At 64.0% G+C, this 23,159-nt stretch carries 25 protein-coding genes; 20 read left to right on the forward strand and 5 right to left on the reverse strand.

Annotated features, from left to right (window positions below; genetic code table 11):
- Positions 1–113: 113 nt before the first annotated feature.
- Complete coding sequence (locus EJ073_RS24540) at positions 114–1,013, reverse strand: DMT family transporter (protein WP_126057859.1); 900 nt, start codon at positions 1,011–1,013, stop codon at positions 114–116.
- Positions 1,014–1,145: 132 nt separating this feature from the next.
- Here EJ073_RS24540 and EJ073_RS24545 point away from each other — a divergent pair, with 132 nt between their 5' ends.
- The gene (locus EJ073_RS24545) at positions 1,146–1,586 is read left to right on the forward strand and encodes an Lrp/AsnC family transcriptional regulator (RefSeq protein ID WP_126057860.1); all 441 of its coding nucleotides are present in this window, start codon (positions 1,146–1,148) and stop codon (positions 1,584–1,586) included.
- An 89-nt stretch (positions 1,587–1,675) separates the two neighbouring features.
- Here EJ073_RS24545 and EJ073_RS24550 read toward each other — a convergent pair whose 3' ends face one another.
- The gene (locus EJ073_RS24550) at positions 1,676–2,773 is read right to left on the reverse strand and encodes an adenylate/guanylate cyclase domain-containing protein (protein ID WP_126059328.1); all 1,098 of its coding nucleotides are present in this window, start codon (positions 2,771–2,773) and stop codon (positions 1,676–1,678) included.
- Positions 2,774–2,935: 162 nt separating this feature from the next.
- Between EJ073_RS24550 and EJ073_RS24555 the strand changes: the two genes are divergently transcribed.
- A complete protein-coding gene (locus tag EJ073_RS24555; RefSeq protein WP_126057861.1) occupies positions 2,936–3,370 on the forward strand; it encodes an SRPBCC domain-containing protein in 435 nt (144 codons plus the stop codon).
- A 38-nt stretch (positions 3,371–3,408) separates the two neighbouring features.
- Here EJ073_RS24555 and EJ073_RS24560 read toward each other — a convergent pair whose 3' ends face one another.
- Positions 3,409–3,867 (reverse strand): GNAT family N-acetyltransferase, encoded by a 459-nt coding sequence (locus EJ073_RS24560; RefSeq protein ID WP_126057862.1) that lies wholly within the window; start codon positions 3,865–3,867, stop codon positions 3,409–3,411.
- A 183-nt stretch (positions 3,868–4,050) separates the two neighbouring features.
- Here EJ073_RS24560 and EJ073_RS24565 point away from each other — a divergent pair, with 183 nt between their 5' ends.
- Positions 4,051–4,821 (forward strand): sulfite exporter TauE/SafE family protein, encoded by a 771-nt coding sequence (locus EJ073_RS24565; protein WP_126057863.1) that lies wholly within the window; start codon positions 4,051–4,053, stop codon positions 4,819–4,821.
- Positions 4,822–4,859: 38 nt separating this feature from the next.
- On the opposite strand, the gene EJ073_RS24570 is transcribed toward EJ073_RS24565, so the two are convergent.
- A complete protein-coding gene (locus EJ073_RS24570) occupies positions 4,860–5,411 on the reverse strand; it encodes a DUF2269 family protein (protein WP_126057864.1) in 552 nt (183 codons plus the stop codon).
- 534 nt (positions 5,412–5,945) lie between these two features.
- Between EJ073_RS24570 and EJ073_RS24575 the strand changes: the two genes are divergently transcribed.
- The 7 genes from EJ073_RS24575 (at position 5,946) to EJ073_RS24605 (ending at position 11,365) form a co-directional block, all read left to right on the forward strand.
- On the forward strand, positions 5,946–6,476 hold the full coding sequence (locus tag EJ073_RS24575; RefSeq protein WP_126057865.1) for a DUF1465 family protein: 531 nt from the start codon (positions 5,946–5,948) through the stop codon (positions 6,474–6,476).
- Positions 6,477–6,752: 276 nt separating this feature from the next.
- A complete protein-coding gene (gene ruvC / locus EJ073_RS24580; RefSeq protein ID WP_126057866.1) occupies positions 6,753–7,262 on the forward strand; it encodes a crossover junction endodeoxyribonuclease RuvC in 510 nt (169 codons plus the stop codon).
- Positions 7,263–7,272: 10 nt separating this feature from the next.
- On the forward strand, positions 7,273–7,893 hold the full coding sequence (ruvA, locus tag EJ073_RS24585; RefSeq protein ID WP_126057867.1) for a Holliday junction branch migration protein RuvA: 621 nt from the start codon (positions 7,273–7,275) through the stop codon (positions 7,891–7,893).
- Between the two features lie 239 nt (positions 7,894–8,132).
- On the forward strand, positions 8,133–8,903 hold the full coding sequence (locus EJ073_RS24590; protein ID WP_126057868.1) for an RNA ligase: 771 nt from the start codon (positions 8,133–8,135) through the stop codon (positions 8,901–8,903).
- A gap of 11 nt (positions 8,904–8,914) precedes the next feature.
- Complete coding sequence (locus EJ073_RS24595; RefSeq protein ID WP_126057869.1) at positions 8,915–9,256, forward strand: hypothetical protein; 342 nt, start codon at positions 8,915–8,917, stop codon at positions 9,254–9,256.
- Positions 9,257–9,301: 45 nt separating this feature from the next.
- Entirely contained in the window at positions 9,302–10,333 is a 1,032-nt protein-coding gene (ruvB, locus tag EJ073_RS24600) for a Holliday junction branch migration DNA helicase RuvB (RefSeq protein ID WP_126057870.1), read from the forward strand.
- Positions 10,334–10,462: 129 nt separating this feature from the next.
- The gene (locus EJ073_RS24605) at positions 10,463–11,365 is read left to right on the forward strand and encodes a metallophosphoesterase (protein ID WP_126057871.1); all 903 of its coding nucleotides are present in this window, start codon (positions 10,463–10,465) and stop codon (positions 11,363–11,365) included.
- A gap of 10 nt (positions 11,366–11,375) precedes the next feature.
- Here EJ073_RS24605 and EJ073_RS24610 read toward each other — a convergent pair whose 3' ends face one another.
- A complete protein-coding gene (locus EJ073_RS24610) occupies positions 11,376–12,626 on the reverse strand; it encodes a cellulase family glycosylhydrolase (RefSeq protein ID WP_126057872.1) in 1,251 nt (416 codons plus the stop codon).
- 52 nt (positions 12,627–12,678) lie between these two features.
- Between EJ073_RS24610 and ybgC the strand changes: the two genes are divergently transcribed.
- The 10 genes from ybgC to ftsH all read left to right on the forward strand — a co-directional run bounded on the left by ybgC (position 12,679) and on the right by ftsH (position 23,107).
- Positions 12,679–13,152 carry a tol-pal system-associated acyl-CoA thioesterase gene (gene ybgC / locus EJ073_RS24615; protein ID WP_126057873.1) on the forward strand — a complete coding sequence of 158 codons (474 nt, stop codon included), beginning with the start codon at positions 12,679–12,681 and terminating at the stop codon, positions 13,150–13,152.
- Positions 13,153–13,459: 307 nt separating this feature from the next.
- Positions 13,460–14,170: a protein TolQ gene (gene tolQ, locus EJ073_RS24620; RefSeq protein WP_126057874.1), complete on the forward strand. Its 711-nt coding sequence runs from the start codon at positions 13,460–13,462 to the stop codon at positions 14,168–14,170.
- A gap of 9 nt (positions 14,171–14,179) precedes the next feature.
- Positions 14,180–14,632 carry a protein TolR gene (tolR, locus tag EJ073_RS24625; protein WP_126057875.1) on the forward strand — a complete coding sequence of 151 codons (453 nt, stop codon included), beginning with the start codon at positions 14,180–14,182 and terminating at the stop codon, positions 14,630–14,632.
- A 7-nt stretch (positions 14,633–14,639) separates the two neighbouring features.
- Positions 14,640–15,797: an energy transducer TonB gene (locus EJ073_RS24630; protein ID WP_126057876.1), complete on the forward strand. Its 1,158-nt coding sequence runs from the start codon at positions 14,640–14,642 to the stop codon at positions 15,795–15,797.
- Between the two features lie 39 nt (positions 15,798–15,836).
- Positions 15,837–17,141: a Tol-Pal system beta propeller repeat protein TolB gene (gene tolB / locus EJ073_RS24635; protein ID WP_126057877.1), complete on the forward strand. Its 1,305-nt coding sequence runs from the start codon at positions 15,837–15,839 to the stop codon at positions 17,139–17,141.
- A 182-nt stretch (positions 17,142–17,323) separates the two neighbouring features.
- On the forward strand, positions 17,324–17,566 hold the full coding sequence (locus EJ073_RS32570; RefSeq protein WP_245455345.1) for a four helix bundle protein: 243 nt from the start codon (positions 17,324–17,326) through the stop codon (positions 17,564–17,566).
- A 241-nt stretch (positions 17,567–17,807) separates the two neighbouring features.
- On the forward strand, positions 17,808–18,314 hold the full coding sequence (gene pal, locus EJ073_RS24645; RefSeq protein WP_126057878.1) for a peptidoglycan-associated lipoprotein Pal: 507 nt from the start codon (positions 17,808–17,810) through the stop codon (positions 18,312–18,314).
- A gap of 177 nt (positions 18,315–18,491) precedes the next feature.
- Entirely contained in the window at positions 18,492–19,577 is a 1,086-nt protein-coding gene (gene ybgF / locus EJ073_RS24650; protein ID WP_126057879.1) for a tol-pal system protein YbgF, read from the forward strand.
- A gap of 58 nt (positions 19,578–19,635) precedes the next feature.
- On the forward strand, positions 19,636–21,048 hold the full coding sequence (gene tilS, locus EJ073_RS24655) for a tRNA lysidine(34) synthetase TilS (protein WP_126059329.1): 1,413 nt from the start codon (positions 19,636–19,638) through the stop codon (positions 21,046–21,048).
- A 124-nt stretch (positions 21,049–21,172) separates the two neighbouring features.
- On the forward strand, positions 21,173–23,107 hold the full coding sequence (gene ftsH, locus EJ073_RS24660; RefSeq protein ID WP_126057880.1) for an ATP-dependent zinc metalloprotease FtsH: 1,935 nt from the start codon (positions 21,173–21,175) through the stop codon (positions 23,105–23,107).
- Positions 23,108–23,159: the final 52 nt, after the last annotated feature.

A 23,159-nucleotide genomic window follows, 5' to 3' on the forward strand; every position in this document is an offset into this window, starting at 1 on the left:
AGAGCAAAGCGCCCGGTTTGAACAGGCGGGCAAGCGGGATCATGATATCAGAGCTAACCGGGTCGGGCGGGACCGCCGCCCAGCCGAGACGGCAGGACGGCCGTCGCGGTCCTTCACTCGGCCGCTTGTGGGCTCGGCACCTTGGGCTTCCAAAGCGTCCAGCCGAGGGTCATGCCAGCGGCGGCGATCAGGATGGCGGCGGCGCCGAGGATCTGCGCGGGGTGCAGACGGTGGCCGAAGGCGCCGACGTCGACGAGGATCGCCACCACCGGATAGACGAAAGAGAGCGCGCCCTGCAGGTGTGTCGGCAGCTTCTGGATGGCGCCATACATCAATATGTACATCAGACCGGTGTGGACGACGCCGAGCGTCGCCAGCATCACCCAGCTCCGGGCGTCGGCGGGGAGGTGGGAAAGATTGGCGAAGGGCGCCAGCATGACAGCGCCGACGCAGACCTGGATGAGCGCGATCAGGTGCGGCGGCGTGCCCTTGAGCGTCTTGGTGACGATTGCCGCCACGGCCCAGAAGAAGGCCGCCCCCAGCGCCATCACGATCCCGGTGAAATAGTCGGTGCCGACATCGCCGGCATCGGGCCTGGTCTGTACGATCAGCAGCATGCCGGCGAAGGCGATGGCGAGCCAGGCCAGCTTGGTCAGGGTCAGGCGTTCGCCAAGGAAGAGCGCCCCGAAGCCAACCAGCATGAAGGGCTGGGTGTTGTACACGGCGGTGGCGATCGAGATCGAGGCGCGGGGAAAGGCGCTGAACAGCAGCAGCCAATTGATGACGATGGCAGCGCCGCCGAGAACGGCAAGCCCAGCGACGCGCGGCGTCAATGTCCCGCGCAGCAGGCCGAGCGCCGCGCAGATGACGAGCAGCGTCGCCGCGCCGAAGGCGCATCGCCAGAACACCACATCAATGGCAGGCTGGCCAGAAAGCACGACGAACCAACCGATCGTGCCGAGGATCGCCATTGCCGCGGTCATTTCGACCGTGCCGTGCAGAGTATTGTTCATGAGGCAGCCTCTAGATCTTTATGGCTGCATGATCTCAAGCTCCGACGGCCATTTCCATGCCGACAGAAAGATGGTATGCCGTATTGACCTAATTAAATAAGGCAAAACCACTCTTCATCGTGGAATGTGGAAATGCTCGACGATCTTGACAGGCACCTTCTCGACATCCTCGTCCGGGATTCCAGAACGTCGCTGAAAGATCTGGCGCAGCAAGTCGGCATGTCGTCACCGAGCGTTTCGGAGCGGCTGCGGCGGCTGGAGGAGCGCGGCGTCATCCGCGCCTTCACCATCGAGGTCGATCCGGAAGCGCTCGGCTACCCGCTGCAGGCGATCGTGCGCATCCGGCCGCTGCCGGGCAAATTGCACATCGTGCAGAAGCTGATCGAGGAGACGCCCGAATTCGGCGAATGCGACAAGGTGACGGGCGACGACTGCTTCGTCGCGCGGCTGTTCGTGCGCTCGATCGGCGAGCTCGATCGGCTTCTCGACCGGATCGCCGACAAGGCGGAGACGAGCACCGCCATCATCAAGGCGCAGCCGATCCGCCGCCGCCCGCCGCCGCTGGGCGTCTAGCTATTTCAGAAAAGCCGTGAGCGGTTCTCCGTCCGGAATTGCGTAAAAGCAATTCGGCGTTTCCGTGAAACGGTGAACCGCTCTTGAGGTCACCCGTCCGGCAGGCCGAAGACGGCGCACGATCTGGCGATTCCGCGCAATTGATGTTCGCCCAGCGCGACCACGGGCGTTGATGTTTCCGCCGCGACAGCGCCCGAGATCAGCACGCTCCGTCCAAGCGGCCGGCACAGGCCTTCGAGCCTGCTGACGAGATTCACGGCCGGGCCGATCGCGGTGAAATCGAGCCGGTCGGCTGTGCCGATATTGCCCCAGACCATGTCGCCCAGATGCAGCGCCATGCCGAACTGCAGTTCGGGCATGCCCTGTCTGGCACGGTCCTGATTGAGCTGCGCCATTCCCGCCCGCGCCGCTCCGATCGCGCGCAACGCTGCCTCGCAAGCCACTGAAGCCGAGCGCTCGCCGACAGGAAAGATCGCCAGCACCCCATCGCCGATGAATTTCAGCACCTCGCCGCCGAAAGCGTGAACGGCACCAGCGATGCGGTCGAAGCTAGCGTTGAGCGCCGCCACGACCTGTTCGGCGTCCGTCTCCTCCGACAGGGCGGTAAAGTCGCGCAAATCGCTGTAGAGCAGGACGGCACGGATCGTCTCACCAACCTCGCGCCGAGAACGGCCGGCCAACACCTGCGCCGCGCTTCGCTGCCCAAGATAGGCCTCAAGCAGGGCCGACAGCGCCGACCTGGCAGCGAGAGCGGCAAGTGGCGCGGCGGCGAAGCGTGCCACCTGGTCCAGTGTATTCGATTCGTGCTCCGCGAGAGGGCGGACCGCGACCCAATTCAGTTTTGGACTCTCGGATTGCGTATCCTGACGCTCAGGCCCGACCGTGTAATTGTGCACGACACCCGTTCCCAGTCCCGCCAGCCATTCGCGTCCGAGATCGCCCTCCCCGGTTCCAGGCGTCGTGCCGGCGCCAAAACCCAGCGCCTCCATGACGACGCCTGTCTCGGCCCGCCACAGCCAGGCGCGGCGCGTTATGATCGGATGCGGCGCGGCGAGCGTCAGGGATCCACCGGCGAGCGGCAGCCCATCGTCAACCAGTCGCGCGCCGAGCGTGGCCAGAAAAGCATCCGGTTGGACGGCGCTGCCGGCGCGGTCGACCAACCAGGCGAGAGTTGAAGAAAGCCGCATCGACACGATCATGCTTCGGCGTTCCGTCGCTGTCACCAGCGCGAAACAACCCGAGGAGTTTTTTGTTGAAAGGAAGGGCGATTTAGCTTCGAATCGAATGCGCTGGTCCGGCGCCGTGTGTCGGGCGAGCCGTGTTGCGGCGCGCACACCCGGGAGATTTCGATGGCTGAACCCTTGATCGTTCGTCGTGAGGTGCAGATCGCGGCGCCGCCGGCGACGGTTTTCGCCTTCCTGACAGATCCCGACAAGATCGTGCGCTGGATGGGAACGGAGGCAACGGCGGAACCCAACCCCGGCGGTCTTTACTTGCTGAATTTGGCAGGAAGGGCCACGGCACGCGGCCAATTCACCGAGGTCGTACCCGTCCACCGCCTTGCCTACAGCTTCGGCTGGGAGGGCAACGACCAGACTCCGCCGGGTTCGAGCCTTGTTGAAATCGACCTGGTCGAAGAGTCCGGCGGAACGCGGGTCAAGCTCACCCATAGCGGCCTTGCCGACCGAGAGATTTGCGACAGCCATGAGAAGGGCTGGACGCACTATCTGGGCCGGCTCGCAATCACCGCCGCCGGCGGCGACCCGGGACCTGACAAGATGTAGGCTGCGGCCGCGATTACCGACAGCCACGACACCAACCGCTAGAGCTCCAGCTTGTAGCCGATGTGGCTCGCCTTGAAGCCGAGCCGTTCATAGAAGCGGTGCGCATCCGCCCGGCTCTTGTTGGTCGTCAACTGGACGACCCTGCAGCCGCGCTTGCGGCATTCCCCGATCGCCCATTCGAGCAGGAGCTGCCCGAGCCGCTCGCCGCGCCGGTCTGCGGCGACGCGGACGGCCTCAATCTGGCCGCGCCATGCGCCCCGCAGCGACAGGCCGGCGAGATAGGAGATCTGCAGCGTGCCGATGACGCGGCCATCATCCGTCATGACGGCCAGGAACTGGTTGGGGTCGGCGTCGACAGCCGCGAAGGCGTCCCGATAGGATTTGGCCAGCGGTTGGCTGGCGTCCTCCCGACCGCGACCCAGCGGATCGTCCGCGAGCATGGTGACGATGGCCGGGAGATCGGCTTCCTCGGCGCGGCGGATGCGGATTTCGCTCATTGTCAAACCTCATGCACGGGTCCGGCGACCTTATGCATGGGCCATGCGCTTGCCGCAAATCCGCAAAAGCTGTGTTACGGACAGTTGATCGCGCAGGCGGCTGCCAGAGCACATTGGCTATCGCGATATACCGCTTTCTGGTCTATTGCAGGGCTCCCGCCATCCTCCAGCCGCTCTCACCCCATGTCAGGCCTGCTCAGCGATCCGTGGTTCTATGCCGCCGCCATTCCGGCGGTCATTCTCGTCGGCCTGTCGAAAGGCGGCTTCGGCGGCGCCGTCGGCTTCGTCGGCGTGCCGCTGATGGCGCTGGCCATGCCGCCGGTGCAGGCGGCCGCCATCCTGCTGCCGATCCTGTGCCTGATGGACATCGTCTCGGTCTGGACGTGGTGGGGCGTCTACGATCGCAAGATGCTGGTCGACATGATGCCGGGCGCGGTGATCGGCATCGGCCTCGGCTGGCTGACGGCGGCGCTGGTCACCGAGGAGATGGTGCGACTGATCGTCGGCGCGGTCGCGCTGATCTTCGTGCTGCGCTGGCTCTACCTGCAGTTCCGCCACGGCGCCGACCATGCAGCTGCGCCCAACCGCGTGGCGGCTGCCTTCTGGGGCACCGTCGCCGGCTTCACAAGCTTCGTCGCCCATGTCGGCGGCCCGCCCTTCCAGGTCTATGCCCTGCCGATCCGGCTCGACCCGAAAGTGCTGTCTGGCACATCGGCGATCTTCTTCGCCGCCACCAATGCGCTGAAGCTGATCCCCTACTTCGCGCTCGGCCAGTTCGACACCACCAACCTGACGGCGTCCGCCGTGCTGATGCCGCTGGCGCCGCTGGCGACCATCGCCGGCGCCTGGCTGGTGCGGCGCATGCGGCCGGAGATCTTCTATCCCTTCACCTACGCGACCGTCGCGATCGTTGCGGTCAAGCTGCTCTGGGACGGGATCGCCGGCCTGATATAGGCGGCGAGAATATCCGGCCGCCCTCGCCAATTGCGCTGTCAGGCGGCGCTTTCCACCAGCCGGCGGCCGCCGCCAAAGGCCAGCGTGGCGCCTGCCGCAACCACCAGCGCCATGCCGGCGAGGATGGCGATGTCGTGCACGGTCGGCTTGAGCACCATGTCGGCGATGATCACCAGCATCACCGAATAGTCGAAGCGGGCGGCGCCCATGACGCGCTGGCCCACGGCAAGGACGGCCGGAGTCACGCCATCCTTCGCGATCATGTCGGCCATGCGGTCGGCGCTCGGCTTGAACACGAGCATGCCGATCGCGAAGGTCGTGGCGTAACCGGCAAGGCCGATCAGGATCCAAAGGTCGGAAAAGCCAACCCAGAAAGCGCACATGATGAGGCCGAACAGCAGCGTCAGCATCGACATCGGCGCGAAGTAGCGGTTGCCCAACTGCCCGGTGGCACGCATCGCCTGCAGCTTGCCCTCGACATTGCCGGCGCGCTCGGCAAGCAGTCCAAGCAGGAACAGCGCGAAACCGCCGCCGACCCACAGAGTGGCCGAGACGACGTGGAGAAACTTGACAATCGAATACCAGTCCATGGGTTCGCTCCTGGCGATTTGCGGTCGAGCGGATTTGCCCGCCGGTTCAGAGGAGCGGGCGTTTAGCGTGGCGCCTGTTTCGGAACGATGTCGCGTGGGAGGCGGGCTTGTTTCGGCACCGGCATTCGCAGCCGTGCGGCGGACCATGGCCCGAACCACATTGCCGGGGCCGATTCGGCATCACGGCGGCTGTCCTGTTACGGCACAGAAGCGGCGCGCCTGGTAAAAAAATCTCGGCGCCGTTAAGACTTCATTAAGCTTTACAGGCGTTTACTATGCGCATCCAGTGATCTGGATTCTTACCGAGTGGTTGGAGCCACTTTGTTTGACGCCTCCCTGTTAAACTCCTGAGAGCCGCCTTATCCGCGGCTCTTTTTTTGTCCGCGGGAACCGTCGGCCGGGCCGTTAACCCTTCGTTAAACATGTGCTTGCCTTCACCGGCGGCGAAGCGCATTTTCAAGCTCAGTCGTTTTAGGGTGCAGGGCGTTACGGCAAGAATGCCGATTCGGCTTGCGGCAGTGCAGGGGCGTAGCGATGAACGAGCCTTCCAAGGGAAGCGCGAAAACCATCAAATTGGCGGAGCGCCGGGTTTTCTCCCAATCCTTCAAGCCGCTCTATCAGGAGGGCATGGGCCTCGTCGAACAGGCCGCCGAATATCTCGACGGCAAGGGCCGGGCCGAGGCCAAGAAGTTGTCGCGGACGGCTGCGACGCTCTATGCGGCCGAATCGATGCGGCTGACCACCAGGCTGATGCAGGTTGCCTCCTGGCTGCTGCTGCAGCGCGCCGCCAATTCCGGCGAGATGACCCGCGACCAGGTCGCCTCGGAAAAGTCCAAGGTACGGCTCGACACCGCGTCCGCGCATGACGAGGCGATCGGCTGGAACGAACTGCCGAAGGAATTTCTCGACCTCGTCACCCGCTCGCTGCGCCTGCAGGCGCTGGTACGCCGCATGGACGAGGAGATCTACGGCAGTGCGCTGGCCGACATGCCGCCAGCCGCCCGCCGCGTCAATCCGGTCTCCGACCAGATCAGCCTGCTGAACACGGCCTTCGCCCGCGGCTGATCCGGCAGCTTGATAATTCGCTCTGATGGCCATCCAGCGCCGTTTTCTGCGCTTCCCTACAGCGCCGCGCGTCCTTTCGGACGCGCAAAGGACGCTGTAGCGCTTCTTGATTTTGCGCGCAGCTCACTGCACTTGAGTACGCTTCGCTCCGGTTCTCGAAAGCAACGCAATATGGCTCATCAGACCAAATTCTGAAGCTGCCTGTCCCTGCCTGAGCCGTTTCTGGTTTGTTCACATTTTGCTGGCATCGCCCTGCGTTGGAGGTAGACTCGGCGCATGGGGGAAGCGATTCGCATCATCGGCATCGATCCGGGGCTGAGGCGCACCGGCTGGGGCATCGTCGAGAGCCTCGGCAATTCGTTGCGCTTCGTCGGCTCCGGCACGGTGCGTTCCGACGACAAGGCGGCGCTCGCGATCAGGCTCTGCCAACTGCATGATGGGTTGGTCGAGGTGCTGCATCAAGCTATGCCGCATGAGGCCGCGGTCGAGCAGACCTTCGTCAACAAGGATGCGACGGCGACGCTGAAGCTCGGCCAGGCGCGCGGCATCGCCATGCTGGTGCCGGCGCGCGCCGGGCTGGTGGTCGCCGAATATGCCCCCAACGCCGTCAAGAAAGCGGTGATCGGCGTCGGCCACGGCGACAAGAAGCAGATCCACATGATGGTCAAGGTGCTGATGCCGAAAGCGGTGTTCGACACCGATGACGCAGCCGATGCGCTTGCCATCGCCATCTGCCACGCGCATCACCGGCAAAGCGCCGCCTACCGGATTGCAGCGCTGGCGTAAGGGGACAGCGATGATAGGCAAACTGAAGGGCACGCTGGACGAGATCGACGAGGATTTCTGCCTCGTCGACGTGCATGGCGTCGGTTATGTCGCCCATTGCTCGGCGCGCACGCTGGCCTCCCTGCCGTCGCCCGGCGAGGCGGTGGTGCTGTTCATCGAGACCTATGTGCGCGAGGACATGATCCGGCTCTACGGTTTCCAGTCGGCGCTTGAGCGCGAATGGTTTCGGCTCCTGATGAACAATGTGCAGGGCGTCGGCGCCAAGGTGGCGCTGGCCATCCTCTCGACGCTGGCGCCGGCCGACCTCGCCAACGCGATCGCCTTGCGCGACATCGCCATGGTGTCGCGCGCGCCGGGTGTCGGCAAGAAGGTGGCCGAGCGCATCGTCACCGAATTGAAGGCCAAGGCGCCGGCCTATGCGGGCGCCGCCTCGGGCACGATCGGGCTGAAGCAGGAGCTCGGCGAGGGCGTGGCGCCGGCGCCGATCACCGACGCCGTCTCGGCGCTGGTCAATCTCGGCTATTCGCGCGACATCGCGGCCAACGCGGTTTCGGCGGCGCTGAAGGCGGCGGGCGAAGGCGCCGACGCCTCGAAGTTGATCCGTTTCGGGCTGAAGGAACTGGCGCGGTGAGCCTATGAAACTCAGTGGCTGGATTGACTTCCAGAGTGGTTTGGTTTTCTAGTGCGGTCCGTTTTTGCATGAGTAATCGACATGCGCCATTTCGCGACCAATATCGAAGGGAATTCAGGATCGGTTCTGGCCGAGTCTGAACGTCGCGCGCGCCTGCGGCATTGTCGAAGATAGCTTCATACAGCAATCCACTCGTCAGGCCGCTTCATTTGGAGCGGCCTTTTTATTTGGAGCGGGTAATGTTCCCGGTAATCGAAACCGTAAGCGATGTTCTGCCGCACATTCAGGGCAACATCGGCTTCTTTCTGACCCGCTTCGATGACTATGATGTCATCGACTATGGATTTGTGGGCGACGATACTTTTCGCAGCCCGATGACGCTCGAATGCCGTGGCTTGAAGTTCGCCAAGGACGGGCGCCTCATTGCCCGCCCGTTTCACAAATTTTTCAACCTTGGTGAGAGACAGCGCCCGGAAGACGTCGACTGGACGGTGCCGCATGTCGTTTTGTCGAAGCTCGATGGCTCGATGGTTCATCCGTGTGTCGTTCGTGATGAACTCGTGTTCATGACTCGGATGGGCGTCACGGCACAATCGACCGCCGCGTTGGCGCACGCTGGTGAGAATATTCGCAAGCTTTCGAAATGGGCCGTCGATGCAGGCATGACGGTGCTTTTTGAGTTCACGTCCCCCGAAAACAGGGTCGTCATCGCGTATAATCGGCCGTCGCTGACGCTTCTGGCCGCACGCGACAACCGGACCGGTCTCTATTCTACCTATCAGGAGCTTCAATCGCTGGCCGCCGAATTCGACGTGCCGCTGATCCAGTCGGTTCAGATGACGAGCTCGACAAGGGATTTCGTTACGATTGCCCGAAGCCAAGAGGGTATCGAAGGCTATGTCATTGCTTTCGATGACGGTCAGAGGTTCAAGCTCAAGACCGCATTCTACGCATTGCGGCATAAGGCGCTGTCTGGCCTTGCTCATGAAAAAACATCCTCGCATGGGTAGCAGAGGGTGCTGTGGACGACGTGGTCCCGCTGCTCGCGGCTGACCTTGCCGAGGAACTGAAGGCCTATCAGTCTGTGGTGGTCAACGGGCTCAACAGACACCTTGGCGATCTTGCCGCTTTTGTTACCGGGCACTCGGGCCGGGAGCGGAAGGAATTCGCAGCGGCAGTCAGCTCCAATCTCGATAAGAGACTCCAGGGGGCGGCTTTTGCCATGTTCGATGGAAAAGACGGCAGCGAAGTGCTTAGGAAACAACTACTGTGGGCCAGCTACGATGAGTCGCGGCTCGAGAGCATTCGTGATCTCTACGGCATGTCATGGAAGTCTCCTGCTATGACCGTCGAAGTGGGTTAATGAGATACCTTTGGCGATGCCCCCAGCAAGGACGAGGATGGATTTGTGAACGACCGCCTCATTGCTCCCGACAAGCGCGGCGAGGATGCCGACCAGAGCTTGCGGCCGCAGTCGCTCGACGAGTTCGTCGGCCAGGCGGCGGTCAGGGCCAATCTCAAGGTCTTCGTCGACGCCGCCAAGGGACGCGGCGAGGCGCTCGACCATGTGCTGTTCGTCGGACCGCCTGGCCTCGGCAAGACGACGCTGGCGCAGATCATGGCGCGCGAGCTCGGCGTCAACTTCCGCTCAACGTCGGGGCCGGTCATCGCCAAGGCCGGCGATCTCGCCGCGCTTCTCACCAATCTCGAAGACCGTGACGTGCTGTTCATCGACGAGATCCATCGCCTCAATCCGGCGGTGGAGGAAATCCTCTATCCGGCAATGGAGGATTTCCAGCTCGACCTGATCATCGGCGAGGGACCGGCCGCGCGTTCGGTCAAAATCGACCTCGCCCGTTTCACGTTGGTCGCCGCCACCACACGGCTCGGGCTTTTGACCAATCCGTTGCGCGACCGTTTCGGCATTCCGGTGCGGCTCAATTTCTACACGGTCGAGGAGCTGGAGCAGATCGTGCGCCGTGGCGCGCGCATCCTTTCGATGCCGCTCGGCGACGATGGCGCGCTGGAGATCGCCAGGCGGGCGCGCGGCACGCCGCGCATCGCCGGCCGGCTGCTGCGCCGGGTGCGCGATTTCGCCAGCGTTGCCGGCGATGGCCATGTCGACCGCCGCATCGCCGATGAGGCGCTAACCAGGCTGGAGGTCGACGGGCTCGGTCTCGACGCGCTCGACCGCCGATACCTGTCGATGATTGCCCGCAACTTCGGCGGCGGCCCGGTCGGCATCGAGACAATCGCGGCTGGGCTCTCCGAGCCGCGCGACGCCATCGAGGACATCATCGAACCTTATCTGATCCAGCAGGGCTTCATCCAGCGTACGCCGCGCGGGCGCGTGCTGACCGCCAATGCCTGGCGCCATCTCGGCCTCGACGCGCCAAAGGATCTGGCGCAGCAGCAGATCAGCCTGTTCCAGGAGGAGTAACGCAGATTTGTTCCCCACTTGCGCGGGGAACGGCCTGTCTGCGCAAAATCTGCTCGCCGCGGCCAAGCTGAAGACGCAATTGCCGCCTCTAGCTTGACGCAATTGCCATACCAAGGGCCGGGCGGACCTATGATCACCAGACGTGGCTTCCTGCGCCTCATCGGCGGCTCGTTCCTGTCGATGGTGTCGCTCAGCGCCTATGCGGTCGGCATCGAGCCGATGCTTCTGACACATGTGAAGCGCTATTCGCTGATGCCACCGCACTGGCCGGCGGGCCTCAAGCTGCGTGTCGTTGCGCTCGCCGACATCCATGCCTGCCGTCCCTGGATGACGCCGGAGCGGATCGCCTCGCTTGCCGCCGAGGCAAACGCCTTGCGTCCGGATCTCATCGTCCTGCTCGGCGACTATGTCGCCGGCATGCGCCTGGTAACGGACGAGGTGCCCGCTTCGGAATGGGCCTCGGCCCTGTCCGGCCTGAAAGCGCCGCTCGGCGTCAAGGCGATCCTCGGCAATCACGACTGGTGGCACGATCCTGTTGCGCAAAGGGCGGGGGCCGGACCAACCGAGGCGCGCAAGGCACTCGAGGGCGCCGGCATCACGGTGCTGGAAAACGATGCCTTGCGCCTGGAAAAGGACGGACACGGCTTCTGGCTGGCAGGCCTCGCGGACCAGCTAGCGTTGCTGCCGGGCGACGGCCGCGACGAGCCCAGGGGCCTCGACGACCTCGATGGCACGCTGGCCAAGGTGAGCGATAGCGCTCCCACAATCCTGCTCGCCCATGAGCCTGATATCTTCCCGAAAGTGCCGTGGCGGGTTTCGCTGACGCTGTCCGGCCACACCCATGGCGGGCAGGTGCGGCTGTTCGGCTATTCGCCGGTCGTGCCTTCGCGCTACGGCAATCGCTACGCCTATGGCCATGTCGTCGAAAACGATCGAAACCTGATTGTGTCCGGCGGACTCGGCTTCAGCATCATGCCGGTGCGTTTTGGCATGCGCCCGGAAATCCTGCAGATCGATCTCGGGTCCGCCTGAACCGCCCGCTTCAGTGAAGCGACCTGATCGCGTTCATTATGTCAGGCTCGGCCTTGTCGCCGTCGAAAGCGTCGACAATGCCGAAGGCACCGCCATAGCCCCACACCGACCAGGAGAAGCCGTGCGCCTCGGCGCGCCCAATCATCTGACTGACATAGGCGGCGCGGTATTCGGCGGGCATCACATAGGCGTTGCCGTATTCCTGGCGGATCATCCCGAATTCGCCGAGCGTGATGTTTTCCGGTCTTATCCCGTTGGCTTTCGCCCACGCTTCGACCGTCTTGAACGGCGCATCCATGATGCCGAGCAGCTTGTCGTCGCTGTCCATGCTGGCGACCTGCTCGTCGAGATAGGCAAGCATGCCGCTCCGGCGCGTCCATGGCGCCTCGGCCTTGATCCGGGCGCGGATCGTGTCCAGCGCCACATCGAGCTGCCCCTGCGGCACGGCTGTCAGCGGAAAGGGCAGGCCGGTGACATAGCGGATGAAGTCGCCGGCCCAGGTCGCGCCCTGATGGGTGAGCAGGAACGGATCGTAGGAATGGAAGGACCAGATGATGTTGTCGTCGGCGATCAGCTTCGGGTCGATCCTGGCCAGCGACGCGGCGTTGGAATAGCAGGCGCCGGTGAGGATCAGCGTCAACCTGGTGGCCGAGGAGCGCGCCGCCGCGAATAGCTTCTTCTGGCGCTCCGGCCAGAGATTTGTGCCGTCGCCGTCGCAGTCGACGATCGGCTCGTTCATCGGCTCGAAAGCGACCTGGCCCGGATCCTCGTTTGACAGCGTGCGCGCCATCTTGCGCACCATATCGACATAGGCGTCGAAGGTCCCGGGGTCGTCCATCACCTGCCCCATGCCAATCTTGCGGTTGCCGCCGGCGGGGATCAGATGCATGTCAACGATCACCTTCAGCCCGGCGCGGTTGATCATGCGCGCCGAGTCCAGCACGCTGGCGTAGAGGTCGTCGCGCAGCGCAAGTGTCTCTTCGGACAGGAAGGGGGAGGGGTCGACCGGCATGCGCAGGAAATCGAAGCCGGCATCTTTGAGCGCCTTGAGGTCATCCTCCTTGAGGAACTTTCGCCATTCCGGATAGGGCAGGATGGCGTTCGGGTCGTTCCATTTCTCCTCGCCGGTCCAGGTCGTCCACTGGTCGAGATTGAGGCCGCGCTTCATCGAGAACGTCGCGGCATAGGCGGGCAATGCCAAAGCCCCAAGCGCCAGCAGTGCCGCCATCAAGGTCTTGATCATCGCGCCCAACAGTGCCATCCGGTTCCAGCGCCGCAACACCTGCCTGCTCGGGCCAGAAAAGGAAAGCGCGATGGACGATCATGGTGAATCGGCGGCGCTCGGCGCGGGGCTTTCCGGCGCGCTGACGGAATTCGGCCATCGGCTGATGGCGCGGGTCTACTATGCCGATACCGATTTCTCCGGCGTCGTCTACCACGCCCGCTATCTCGAATTCTTCGAGCGCGGCCGCTCCGATTATCTGAGGCTCGCCGGCGTCCATCACACCGAGCTTGCCGATGGCAAGCATGGCGAGCGCATCGTCTGGGTGGTCAGGCGCATGGAGATAGACTTCAAGAGTCCCGCCCGCATGGACGACATCCTGACCATCGAGACGCGCACCGAGGATATTTCCGGCGCCCGCATCTTCATGGCGCAGCAGCTGAAGCGCGGCGACGAGGTGCTGGTCGAGGCGAAGGTCGAGGCGGCGATCATCGGCGAGAACGGCCGGCCGAGGCGCTTTCCGAGGGAGTGGGTCGCAGCGTTTATGCCAAAGGCAAGCGACTGATATTTCGGCCCTCGGCGACCTCCGCAGCCATTTGATCGACAGATGCGAGCAGCGACCCTGCGATATGGGGCGCGGCAATGCGCCGCGCTTCATATCATAACCCATCCTTAACCATAACGGTTCATGAAGAGATTGGTGAAGATTGGCGGAATCCGAACGCCTTCCTTTCACCAATATTTGCCCCGAAAAGGCCGCGAAACGGTGCATTCGGGGTGATCCCGCAAGCTTCAAGCTCGCGCGAACGGACCACAAGGGATGCCCATGGGCCCAGCCGCCAGCGACGCCCGGAAAATCTAAGGACGTAACCATGGAAAACATCGCACTCGCCGAACCGGGCGCGCATTTATCGATTTGGGCGCTGTTCATGCAGGCCAGCTGGGTCGTCAAGCTGGTCATGATCGGCCTGCTCTGCGCCTCGATCTGGACCTGGGCGATCATCGTCGACAAGCTCGTCGCCTATGGCCGCATGCGGCTGGCGCTGAACCGCTTCGAGCAGGTGTTCTGGTCGGGCCAGTCGCTGGAAGAGCTCTACCGTACGCTCGCCGACCGCAAGACCACCGGCATGGGCGCGATCTTCGTCGCCGCCATGCGCGAATGGAAGAAGAGCTTCGAGAAGGGAGCGAAATCGCCGCTCGGCCTGCAGACCCGCATAGACAAGGCGATGGACCTGGCGCTGACGCGCGAGATGGAGCGGCTGGAGGGACGGCTCGGCTTCCTCGCCACCACCGGTTCGGCCGCGCCCTTCATCGGCCTTTTCGGGACCGTCATCGGTATCATGACCTCGTTCCAGGCCATTGCCGCTTCGAAGAATACCAGCCTGTCGGTGGTCGCGCCCGGCATCGCCGAGGCGCTGCTCGCCACCGCCATCGGCCTGCTCGCGGCCATCCCGGCTGTCATCGCCTACAACAAGCTGTCATCAGACGCGAACAAGATCGCCGTGCGCATGGAAGGGTTCTCGGATGAGTTCTCCGCCATACTCTCGCGGCAAATCGATGAAAAAGTCGCGCAGAAGGCCTGAGGTACGATCATGGGTATGTCCGTAGGCATGGCGGGACGCGGCGGGCGCGGCCACAGGCGGCGCGGCCGCCATCACGGTCTGATGTCGGAAATCAACGTCACGCCGATGGTCGACGTGATGCTGGTGCTTTTGATCATCTTCATGGTCGCGGCGCCGCTCCTGACGGTCGGCGTGCCGATCGACCTGCCGGATACGCAGGCCAAGGCGATGAATGTCGATACGCAGCCGATTACCGTCTCGATCAACGCCTCCGGCCAGATCTACCTGCAGGAAACCGAGATCCCGATCGAGGAGCTGGTGGCCAAGCTGCAGGCGATCTCCAAGACCGGCTATGACGAGCGCATCTTCATCCGCGGCGACAAGCTGACAGACTACGGCACCGCCATGAAGGTGATGGCCCGCATTTCTGCGGCCGGATACAAGAACATCGGCCTGGTTTCGCTGCAGGAACAGGATCAGTAGAAGCAAGATGAGGACGGGCCTCACCACATCGGTGATCTTGCATACGGTGGCGCTGGCCTTCGGGCTGTTCACGCTGTCGTCGCCGCCTGCCATGCCTGCGTCCGATGTCGAGTCGGTGGCGGTTGACATCGTGCCGATGGAGGCCATCGCGCAGACACTGCAGGGCGACAAGAAGGCGGTGATGCATGACAAGCCGGCGCCGACGCCGACCAAGCGCCCGGACATCGTCCCCGATGCGCAGAAGGTCGGCGAAAACAGCGTCGATACCGACAAGCCGATCACGGACGAGGCCAAGCCGAAGCCGGTCGACCTGACATCGGCGCCGCCGCCGGCGCCAACGCCGACCGAAAAGCCGAAGCCCGAGGACGCGCCGAAGCCGAAGGAGACGCCGAAGCCGACGCCGGCAACGGAAGTGGCGCCGGTGCCGCAGCCGAAGGAAGAGGTCAAGCCCGAGCCGGTCAAGCAGGTGGAACCGAAGCCGACGCCGGCCAAGGAGCCGACACCAGCGCCGCAGCCGGACAAGACCGCGGCCATCCAGCCGAAGGAAGAGGTCAAGCCGGACGCCGTTGCTGAGGCCATTGCCCAAGAACCGCCGACCGAGACGACGCAGCTTCCAGACTCCGCGCCGGCGCCCGAGGCGCGGCCGAAGCCGCAGCCGGCCCAGGCCGAGAGCGCCAAGGCGCCGGACCGCAAGGACGCCGACAAGCCGGTCAAGGAAGCGTCGTCGAAGCCGAAGTCGGAAGACAAGCAGTTCAACGCGGACGAGATAACGGCGCTGCTCGACAAGCAGAAGCCTTCCGGTGGCGGCGCCAAGCGCTCGGCCCAGCAGGCTTCGCTCGGCGGCGAAAAGGACCAGGGCCAGAAACTCTCAAGGTCGGAACAAGGGGCGTTGGAAGACCAGCTCGGCCATTGCTGGACCCTCCCGGTCGGCCTCGAAGGTTCCGAGGATTTCACCGTGGTCGTTCGCTTCAACCTGAACGCCTCCGGTAAGTTGGAAGGCCGCCCGACTGTCGAAAAGTCCAGCGGCAACCCCCAGTTCGACGCCAGTGCGGTTCGCGCCGTGCAGAAATGTGATGTCGCCGGGCTGCAGGTGCCCGCCGGCAAGCAGGACATATGGTCCGATGTTCGCGTCAACTTTGATCCGAGAGCGATGCTTGGCCTGTAGCCTGAGCACCCGAAAAATCAGCAAGAGAAGCGAGAAGACATGAAATCCATCCTCAAGCCGCTCCTGGTGGTCGCCGCAATGGCGATGGGCATAATTTCTGTCGCCACCTTGCCTGCTCGAGCAACCCTCGAGCTCAACGTCAACAAAGGCAATGTCGAGCCGATGCCGATAGCCATCCCCGACTTTCAGGGAGAGCTTGGCGCGCAGATATCGGAGATCGTAACCGCCGATCTGAAACGGTCCGGACTGTTCGCGCCGATCGACAAGGCCGCCTTTGTCGAAAAGATCACGAACCCAGATGCGGCGCCGCGCTACGAGGACTGGAAGGTCATCAACGCGCAGGCGCTGGTGACCGGCAGCGTGAACAAGGAGGCGGACGGCCGCATCCGCGCCCAGTACCGGCTGTGGGATATTTTTGGCAACACGCAGCTGGCCGGCGAGCAGTTTTTCGCCAACGACGCCAATCAGCGCCGTGTCGCTCATATCATCGCCGATGCGATCTATGAGAAGATTACCGGCGAAAAGGGCTATTTCGACACGCGCGTCGTCTTCATCGACGAATCCGGCGCCAAGAATGCGCGCAAGAAGCGGCTCGCCATCATGGACCAGGACGGCGCCAACGTGCGCTATCTGTCCGACGGCCGCTCGATCGTGCTGACACCGCGCTTCTCGCCGAACCGGCAGGAAATCACCTACATGTCCTATGAGAGCGGCCAGCCGAAGGTCTATCTACTGCAGATCGAGACCGGGCAGCGCGAATTGGTCGGCAACTTCCCCGGCATGACGTTCGCGCCGCGCTTCTCGCCCGACGGCCAGAAGGTGATCATGAGCCTGCTGCGCGACGACGGCAATTCCAACATCTTCGCCATGGACCTGAGGAGCCGCTCGACCACAAGGCTGACCAATTCCACCGCCATCGATACCTCGCCGTCCTATTCGCCCGACGGCAGCCAGGTGGTGTTCACCTCCGACCGCGGCGGCCGCGCGCAGATCTACGTAATGGGCGCCGACGGCTCCGGCCAGACCCGCATATCGTTCGGCGACGGCGTCTATTCGACGCCGGTGTGGTCGCCGCGCGGCGACCTCATCGCCTTCACCAAGCAGACCGGCGGCGAGTTCCAGATCGGCGTCATGAAGACCGACGGCTCAGGCGAGCGCATTCTGTCGTCCGGCTTCCAGCAGGAGGGACCGACTTGGGCGCCCAACGGCCGCGTGCTGATGTTCTTCCGCGACTCAGCCGGCGGTCCGAAGCTGGTTTCGGTCGACCTCACCGGCCGCAACGAGCAGTCGATCCCGACCTCGAACTTCGCGTCCGACCCGGCCTGGTCGCCGCTGCTTGAGTGAGCGGTCGAAAAGGAGAATTGAAGAACTGATGAAATGAAGAATTGAAGAATGGAGAAAGAGGGCAGTTACATCAAGCGCGCCAAGGATTTGGAAGTCTATAGGCGTGCTTATGCAGCTTCCCTCGACGTCCACAGAGCGACGCTCGTTTTTCCGAAAATCGAGCAATACGCACTGCCGACCAAATGCGTCGATCCAGCAAGGCGATTTGCGCCAATCTGGCGGAGGGCTTCGCCAAGCAGACCCATTCCAGACCCGAATTCGCGCGGTTCATTTCGATGGCTATGGGATCCTGCAGCGAAGTTGAAAAGTGGATTTCGTATGCGTTCGATCTTGGTTACATCACGCAAGCGCAACGCGACGAATGGCAGCAATCCTACGTCCACATCTATGGAATGCTGGTGAATCTGAGGGAGAGATTGAAGTGATCCTTTTCCTCAATTCCCCAATTCTTCAGTTCTTCAATTCCCCTTTTTCACAGGCTGGTCGCGTTTTGGCCGCATTTCCGCCTACGGTCCGCGCGCATTGTCGCCCTTGGTAATGCGTGGGCGTAACGGCCGCGGACGGCGGCCTAATACCAAATTTTAACCGTGTTTCTTGAATGCCGGTTAACCCAAACGTGGTTACTGGGTGATCAACGAAATCACTCGAATGCGAAGGAGAGGCGGCATGGGCCGTATCGCAGCACTTACCAGAAACCCGGCCATGATCGCGCTGGTGGCGGCACTCGCCATCACGGGTTGCGCCTCGAAGAAGACCCCGAACAGCGCGGCCGATCTCGGCCTCAACGGCGCGGGCGCCGCGACGCCGGGCTCCGCCCAGGATTTCACCGTCAACATCGGCGACCGTATCTTCTTCGACACGGATTCGTCCTCGATCCGCGCCGACGCGCAGACGACGCTGTCGCGCCAGGCGCAGTGGCTGAACCAGTACAAGCAGTATGCCATCGTCATCGAGGGCCATGCCGACGAGCGCGGCACGCGTGAGTACAATCTGGCGCTCGGCGCCCGCCGCGCCGCCGCCACCCGCGACTTCCTGGTCTCCAAGGGCGTTTCGGCCCAGCGCCTGAAGACGATCTCCTACGGCAAGGAGCGCCCGGTCGCCGTTTGCGACGACATCTCCTGCTGGTCGCAGAACCGCCGCGCCGTCACCACGCTTTCGGGCGCCGGATCCTGATTGGCAAAAATACAACAGCACCATGCGAAAGGCGGCCAAATGGCCGCCTTTTTCATATCCAGCGCCCTGAAACAAAATTTGGCCGAAGTCTCGCGCCCTGCTATGAGCCGAGGGCGCTTGGTCCCACTCTGAATCGGAAGGGCGCAACGGGCTATCAATTTCACGGCGAGAGAAAGAATGCATTTCAGAACGGTCCTCAGCGGCACGCTTGCGCTGCTGCTCGTATCAAGCATCGCCGCCCCGGCAGCCGGCACGGGGCAGCCTGCCGATAGCGGGTTCTCCTTCCACCTGCCGACGCTCGGCATTTTCGGCGACAAGAAGAAACCGCAACAGCAGCAGATCGCGCAGCAGGACGGCGCCGGCGCCACTGGCCTGGAAGACCAACTCAGGCAGATGAACGGCAAGATCGAGGAACTCAATTTCCAGATACTGCAGATGCAGGAGCAGATCCGCAAGCAGCAGGAGGACAACGAGTTCCGCTTCCAGCAACTCGAGGGCGGCACGCAAGGCGGGCAGCAGCCGGCCAGCCAGAAGAAGTCGGAGGCCGCACCGCCTCCGAGCGGCGATGGCAATAGCGACAATGGCACCGACAACAGTGTCGCCGCGGCCCCGGCGACCCAGCCGCCGGCCGATGCGGGCGCCCAGTCGTCCGGCGGCGGCCAGAGCGTCGGCGAGGTCATCGTGGAATCGCAGACGGGCGACCCCGGCAAGGTAATCACCGGCGCGCCGCCGAAGCCGTTCGGCACCATCACCGTCGACAAGAACGGCAATGTGGTGAACGCCGACGAAAACACTCAGGCCACCGCCCCGGCGGCGCCGGCCGCAACCGCCGAAGGCACCAAGTCCGGAGGCACTGTGGTTGCCGCATTGCCTTCGACCAACGATCCGGACGAGCTCTACCGCAACTCCTACCAGTTCATCCTGTCGGGCGATTACGGCACCGCCGAACAGGGTTTCCGCGATCACATCGGCCGCTTCCCCAAGGACTCCAGGGCGGCGGACGCCCACTATTGGCTTGGTGAATCGCTGCTCGGCCAGCAGAAATACCGCGACGCGGCCGAGGTTTTCCTCGCCGCCAGCAAGGACTACCCGAAGGCCAAGAAGGCTCCCGACATGCTCCTGAAGCTCGGCGTGTCGCTGGTCGGGCTGAAGCAGAACGATGTGGCCTGCGCCACTTTCGGCGAGATCGGCAAGCGTTATCCCGACATCTCCAGCGCGCTCAAGGAGCGCGTCAAGCAGGAACGGGCGCTCGCGGCGTGTTAGCTTTCCGCTTGCCTGTCGGTGTCCCCAAATCGGGACCACTTTTAGGCGACACCCAGTGATGCTCGACACCGGGCCTGACCTTTCGGAACGGCTTTTTTCTGACATCGATTTATCTGACGGCGCGATTGCGGCCGTGTCCGGCGGCAGCGACTCGACCGCCCTTCTCATCCTCCTCAAGACCCATCTCGACCGAACTGCGCCCGCAACCAGGCTGCTGGCGGTGACGATCGATCACGATCTGCGGCCAGGCTCGGCGGCGGAAGCGCGCGGCGTGGCCAGGCTCTGCGCCGAGCGCGGCATCGCGCACCGCACCATCGTCTGGTCGGGGATGAAGCCATCGTCCGGCCTGCCCGCCGCCGCGCGCGAGGCGCGCTACCGGCTGCTGGCGGAGGCGGCGCATGCAGAAGGCATCGGCCTCATCCTGACCGGCCACACCGCCGACGACCAGGCCGAGACGGTGCTGATGCGGCAAGCGCGTGAAGAAGCGGCCCGTGAAGAAGGGAGACCTGACGAGGAGGCCAGCGACGAGGGCGCGCGCAGCGAGGGACGCGGGCTTGCCGGCATGGCGCCGGCCACCCTCTATGATTGGCAAAGCTGGATCGTCAGGCCATTCCTCGGCACGCGACGCGCGGCGCTGCGCGATGTGCTGCGGCGCCACAACATCGGCTGGGCCGAGGATCCGACCAATGTCGACCAGCATTTCGAGCGACCGCGCATGCGGGCCGCTCTTGCGGGTGACGATGGCGCGCGGCGTTTCGCGGAGGCGACCGCGTCGGCCGGGCAGGCCGCCGCGAGTCGTGACGAGCTTGGGCGGCACGCGGCTATGCTGATCCGCGACCTTGCCGGCATGCCGGTCCCCGGCCTCATCCGTCTCGATCCTGCTTTCGCCGCACCCGGCGATGCCGAGGCCGCCGTCTATGCCCTGCGCATCCTGCTTGCGACCGTCGGGGGCGTTGCCTTCCTGCCGGATGCGATCCGTAGCCAAGCGCTGTTCGAGCGGTTTCGGGCCGGACCGCTTTGCGCTACATTGTCGCGGACGGTGATCGACGCCAGGCGCTCCGGCATCTACCTCCGCCGCGAATCGCGCGGCCTGCCTGAGGCGGCGCTGGCCGTGAATAACGGCCTTTGGGACGGTCGCCGGCGCATCACGCTGAGCAACAGGCAAGGCGCATTGTTGATCGCGCCGCTCGGCGCGGCCACGGCGGGCAAGCGGGCTGTTGCCGAGGGCGGCGCGCCACCAAGTCTTGCGCGCGCGGCGCTAGCCGCCGAGCCGGCATTGTGGCGCGGGACGGAATGCATCGGTTTTCCCGGTGAGGGCGCGGCTCTCACGGAGATTGGCGTCGTCCCTGCCGTTGCGCCTTTTGCCCGCTTCCTACCGTCCTTCGATCTTGCGCCCGCCGCCGCCGTGGCCCGGCTGATCGGCGCGCCGCCGCTCCCGGCCTTGCCTTTCCGCGGCCACAGTGCCGCCTGATGATTGGGCGAAAGCTTAACCCACACGTGCTGTTATGCTTGGCAAGGGGAGGCGCTCTCCCTATGTTAGGCCCAAGCTTCCTCTGATCATGCGTGTCCGTCCGCGGGCTCCAACGGGACAATAGATGAATCCGAACTATCGCAACCTCGCGCTCTGGGCGATCATAGCGGTCCTGCTCATCGCCCTGTTCAACCTGTTCCAGACGCCGCAGACGCGCGGCGCTTCGAGCGAGGTCGCCTATTCGCAGTTCCTGCAGGATGTCGCGGCTGGACGGGTCAAGACGGTGACCATCGCCGGCGCCCGCATTTCCGGCACCTACACCGACAGTTCGACCGGCTTCCAAACCTATTCGCCCGGCGATCCGTCGCTGGTGTCGCGGTTGCAGGACAAGAACGTCACCATCAACGCCCGGCCTGAATCCGACGGTTCCAACTCGCTGTTCGGCTACCTGATCTCGTGGCTGCCGATGATCCTGATCCTCGGCGTCTGGATATTCTTCATGCGCCAGATGCAGTCCGGCTCCGGACGCGCCATGGGCTTCGGCAAGTCGAAGGCCAAGTTGCTGACCGAGGCGCACGGCCGCGTCACCTTCCAGGACGTCGCCGGCGTCGACGAGGCCAAGGAAGACCTGGAAGAGATCGTCGAGTTCCTGCGCGACCCGCAGAAGTTCCAGCGCCTCGGCGGCAAGATCCCGCGCGGCGTGCTTCTGGTAGGCCCTCCCGGCACCGGCAAGACGCTGCTTGCCCGCTCGGTCGCCGGCGAGGCCAACGTGCCGTTCTTCACCATCTCCGGCTCGGACTTCGTCGAGATGTTCGTCGGCGTCGGCGCCAGCCGTGTCCGCGACATGTTCGACCAGGCCAAGAAGAACGCGCCCTGCATCATCTTCATCGACGAAATCGACGCGGTCGGCCGCCATCGCGGCGCCGGGCTGGGCGGCGGCAATGACGAGCGCGAACAGACGCTGAACCAGTTGCTGGTCGAGATGGACGGCTTCGAGTCTAACGAAAGCATCATCCTGATCGCCGCCACCAACCGGCCCGACGTGCTCGACCCCGCGCTGCTCAGGCCCGGCCGCTTCGACCGCCAGGTGGTGGTGCCGAACCCCGACATCGTCGGCCGCGAGAAGATCCTCAAGGTGCATGTGCGCAACGTGCCGCTGGCGCCAAATGTCGACCTCAAGGTTATCGCGCGCGGCACGCCGGGCTTCTCCGGCGCCGACCTGATGAACCTCGTCAATGAATCCGCCCTGATGGCGGCGCGGCGCAACAAGCGCCTCGTCACCATGGCCGAGTTCGAGGACGCCAAGGACAAGATCATGATGGGCGCGGAGCGCCGCTCGTCCGCGATGACGCAGGCCGAGAAGGAACTGACCGCCTATCACGAGGCCGGCCACGCGATCCTCGCGCTCAACGTGCCGACCGCGGATCCGCTGCACAAGGCGACGATCATCCCGCGCGGCCGCGCGCTCGGCATGGTCATGCAGTTGCCGGAAGGCGACCGCTATTCGATGAGCTACAAGTACATGATCTCGCGCCTGGCGATCATGATGGGCGGCCGCGTCGCCGAGGAGTTCAAGTTCGGCAAGGAGAACATCACCTCCGGCGCCTCCTCCGACATCGAGCAGGCGACCAAGCTGGCGCGCGCCATGGTCACGCGCTGGGGCTTCTCCGACAAGCTCGGCCATGTCGCCTATGGCGACAACCAGGAAGAGGTCTTCCTCGGCCATTCGGTGGCGCGCACGCAGAACATCTCGGAAGAGACGGCGCAGATCATCGATGCCGAGGTGCGCCGGCTGATCGACGACGCCTATTCGACGGCCAAGGCGATCCTGACCAAGAAGAAGAAGGAATGGATCGCGCTGGCGCAAGGCCTGCTCGAATACGAGACGCTGACCGGCGAGGAGATCAAGCAGCTGATCGCCGGCCACAAGCCGGCGCGCGACCTCGGCGACGACACGCCGCCCAGCCGTGGCTCGGCCGTGCCGAAGGCCGGCACCGGCGGCCGCCGCAAGAAGGGCCCGGAGCCCGAAGGCGGCATGGAGCCGCAGCCGCAGGGCTAGTCGAGATCAGAGCGCTTCACCGTTTCAGGGAACGCAGAAGCGCTCTAATCTT

Source organism: Mesorhizobium sp. M4B.F.Ca.ET.058.02.1.1, assembly GCF_003952505.1.
Taxonomy (GTDB): domain Bacteria; phylum Pseudomonadota; class Alphaproteobacteria; order Rhizobiales; family Rhizobiaceae; genus Mesorhizobium.

Excerpts from the sequence above, each read along its gene's own strand:
- EJ073_RS24540 (WP_126057859.1), bottom strand. The coding sequence starts at position 1,013 with ATGAACAATACTCTGCACGGCACGGTCGAAATGACCGCGGCAATGGCG.
- EJ073_RS24545 (WP_126057860.1), top strand. The coding sequence starts at position 1,146 with ATGCTCGACGATCTTGACAGGCACCTTCTCGACATCCTCGTCCGGGAT.
- EJ073_RS24550 (WP_126059328.1), bottom strand. The coding sequence starts at position 2,773 with ATGCGGCTTTCTTCAACTCTCGCCTGGTTGGTCGACCGCGCCGGCAGC.
- EJ073_RS24555 (WP_126057861.1), top strand. The coding sequence starts at position 2,936 with ATGGCTGAACCCTTGATCGTTCGTCGTGAGGTGCAGATCGCGGCGCCG.
- EJ073_RS24560 (WP_126057862.1), bottom strand. The coding sequence starts at position 3,867 with ATGAGCGAAATCCGCATCCGCCGCGCCGAGGAAGCCGATCTCCCGGCC.
- EJ073_RS24565 (WP_126057863.1), top strand. The coding sequence starts at position 4,051 with ATGTCAGGCCTGCTCAGCGATCCGTGGTTCTATGCCGCCGCCATTCCG.
- EJ073_RS24570 (WP_126057864.1), bottom strand. The coding sequence starts at position 5,411 with ATGGACTGGTATTCGATTGTCAAGTTTCTCCACGTCGTCTCGGCCACT.
- EJ073_RS24575 (WP_126057865.1), top strand. The coding sequence starts at position 5,946 with ATGAACGAGCCTTCCAAGGGAAGCGCGAAAACCATCAAATTGGCGGAG.
- ruvC (WP_126057866.1), top strand. The coding sequence starts at position 6,753 with ATGGGGGAAGCGATTCGCATCATCGGCATCGATCCGGGGCTGAGGCGC.
- ruvA (WP_126057867.1), top strand. The coding sequence starts at position 7,273 with ATGATAGGCAAACTGAAGGGCACGCTGGACGAGATCGACGAGGATTTC.
- EJ073_RS24590 (WP_126057868.1), top strand. The coding sequence starts at position 8,133 with ATGTTCCCGGTAATCGAAACCGTAAGCGATGTTCTGCCGCACATTCAG.
- EJ073_RS24605 (WP_126057871.1), top strand. The coding sequence starts at position 10,463 with ATGATCACCAGACGTGGCTTCCTGCGCCTCATCGGCGGCTCGTTCCTG.
- EJ073_RS24610 (WP_126057872.1), bottom strand. The coding sequence starts at position 12,626 with ATGGCACTGTTGGGCGCGATGATCAAGACCTTGATGGCGGCACTGCTG.
- ybgC (WP_126057873.1), top strand. The coding sequence starts at position 12,679 with ATGGACGATCATGGTGAATCGGCGGCGCTCGGCGCGGGGCTTTCCGGC.
- tolQ (WP_126057874.1), top strand. The coding sequence starts at position 13,460 with ATGGAAAACATCGCACTCGCCGAACCGGGCGCGCATTTATCGATTTGG.
- tolR (WP_126057875.1), top strand. The coding sequence starts at position 14,180 with ATGGGTATGTCCGTAGGCATGGCGGGACGCGGCGGGCGCGGCCACAGG.
- EJ073_RS24630 (WP_126057876.1), top strand. The coding sequence starts at position 14,640 with ATGAGGACGGGCCTCACCACATCGGTGATCTTGCATACGGTGGCGCTG.
- tolB (WP_126057877.1), top strand. The coding sequence starts at position 15,837 with ATGAAATCCATCCTCAAGCCGCTCCTGGTGGTCGCCGCAATGGCGATG.
- EJ073_RS32570 (WP_245455345.1), top strand. The coding sequence starts at position 17,324 with ATGCGTCGATCCAGCAAGGCGATTTGCGCCAATCTGGCGGAGGGCTTC.
- pal (WP_126057878.1), top strand. The coding sequence starts at position 17,808 with ATGGGCCGTATCGCAGCACTTACCAGAAACCCGGCCATGATCGCGCTG.
- ybgF (WP_126057879.1), top strand. The coding sequence starts at position 18,492 with ATGCATTTCAGAACGGTCCTCAGCGGCACGCTTGCGCTGCTGCTCGTA.
- tilS (WP_126059329.1), top strand. The coding sequence starts at position 19,636 with ATGCTCGACACCGGGCCTGACCTTTCGGAACGGCTTTTTTCTGACATC.
- ftsH (WP_126057880.1), top strand. The coding sequence starts at position 21,173 with ATGAATCCGAACTATCGCAACCTCGCGCTCTGGGCGATCATAGCGGTC.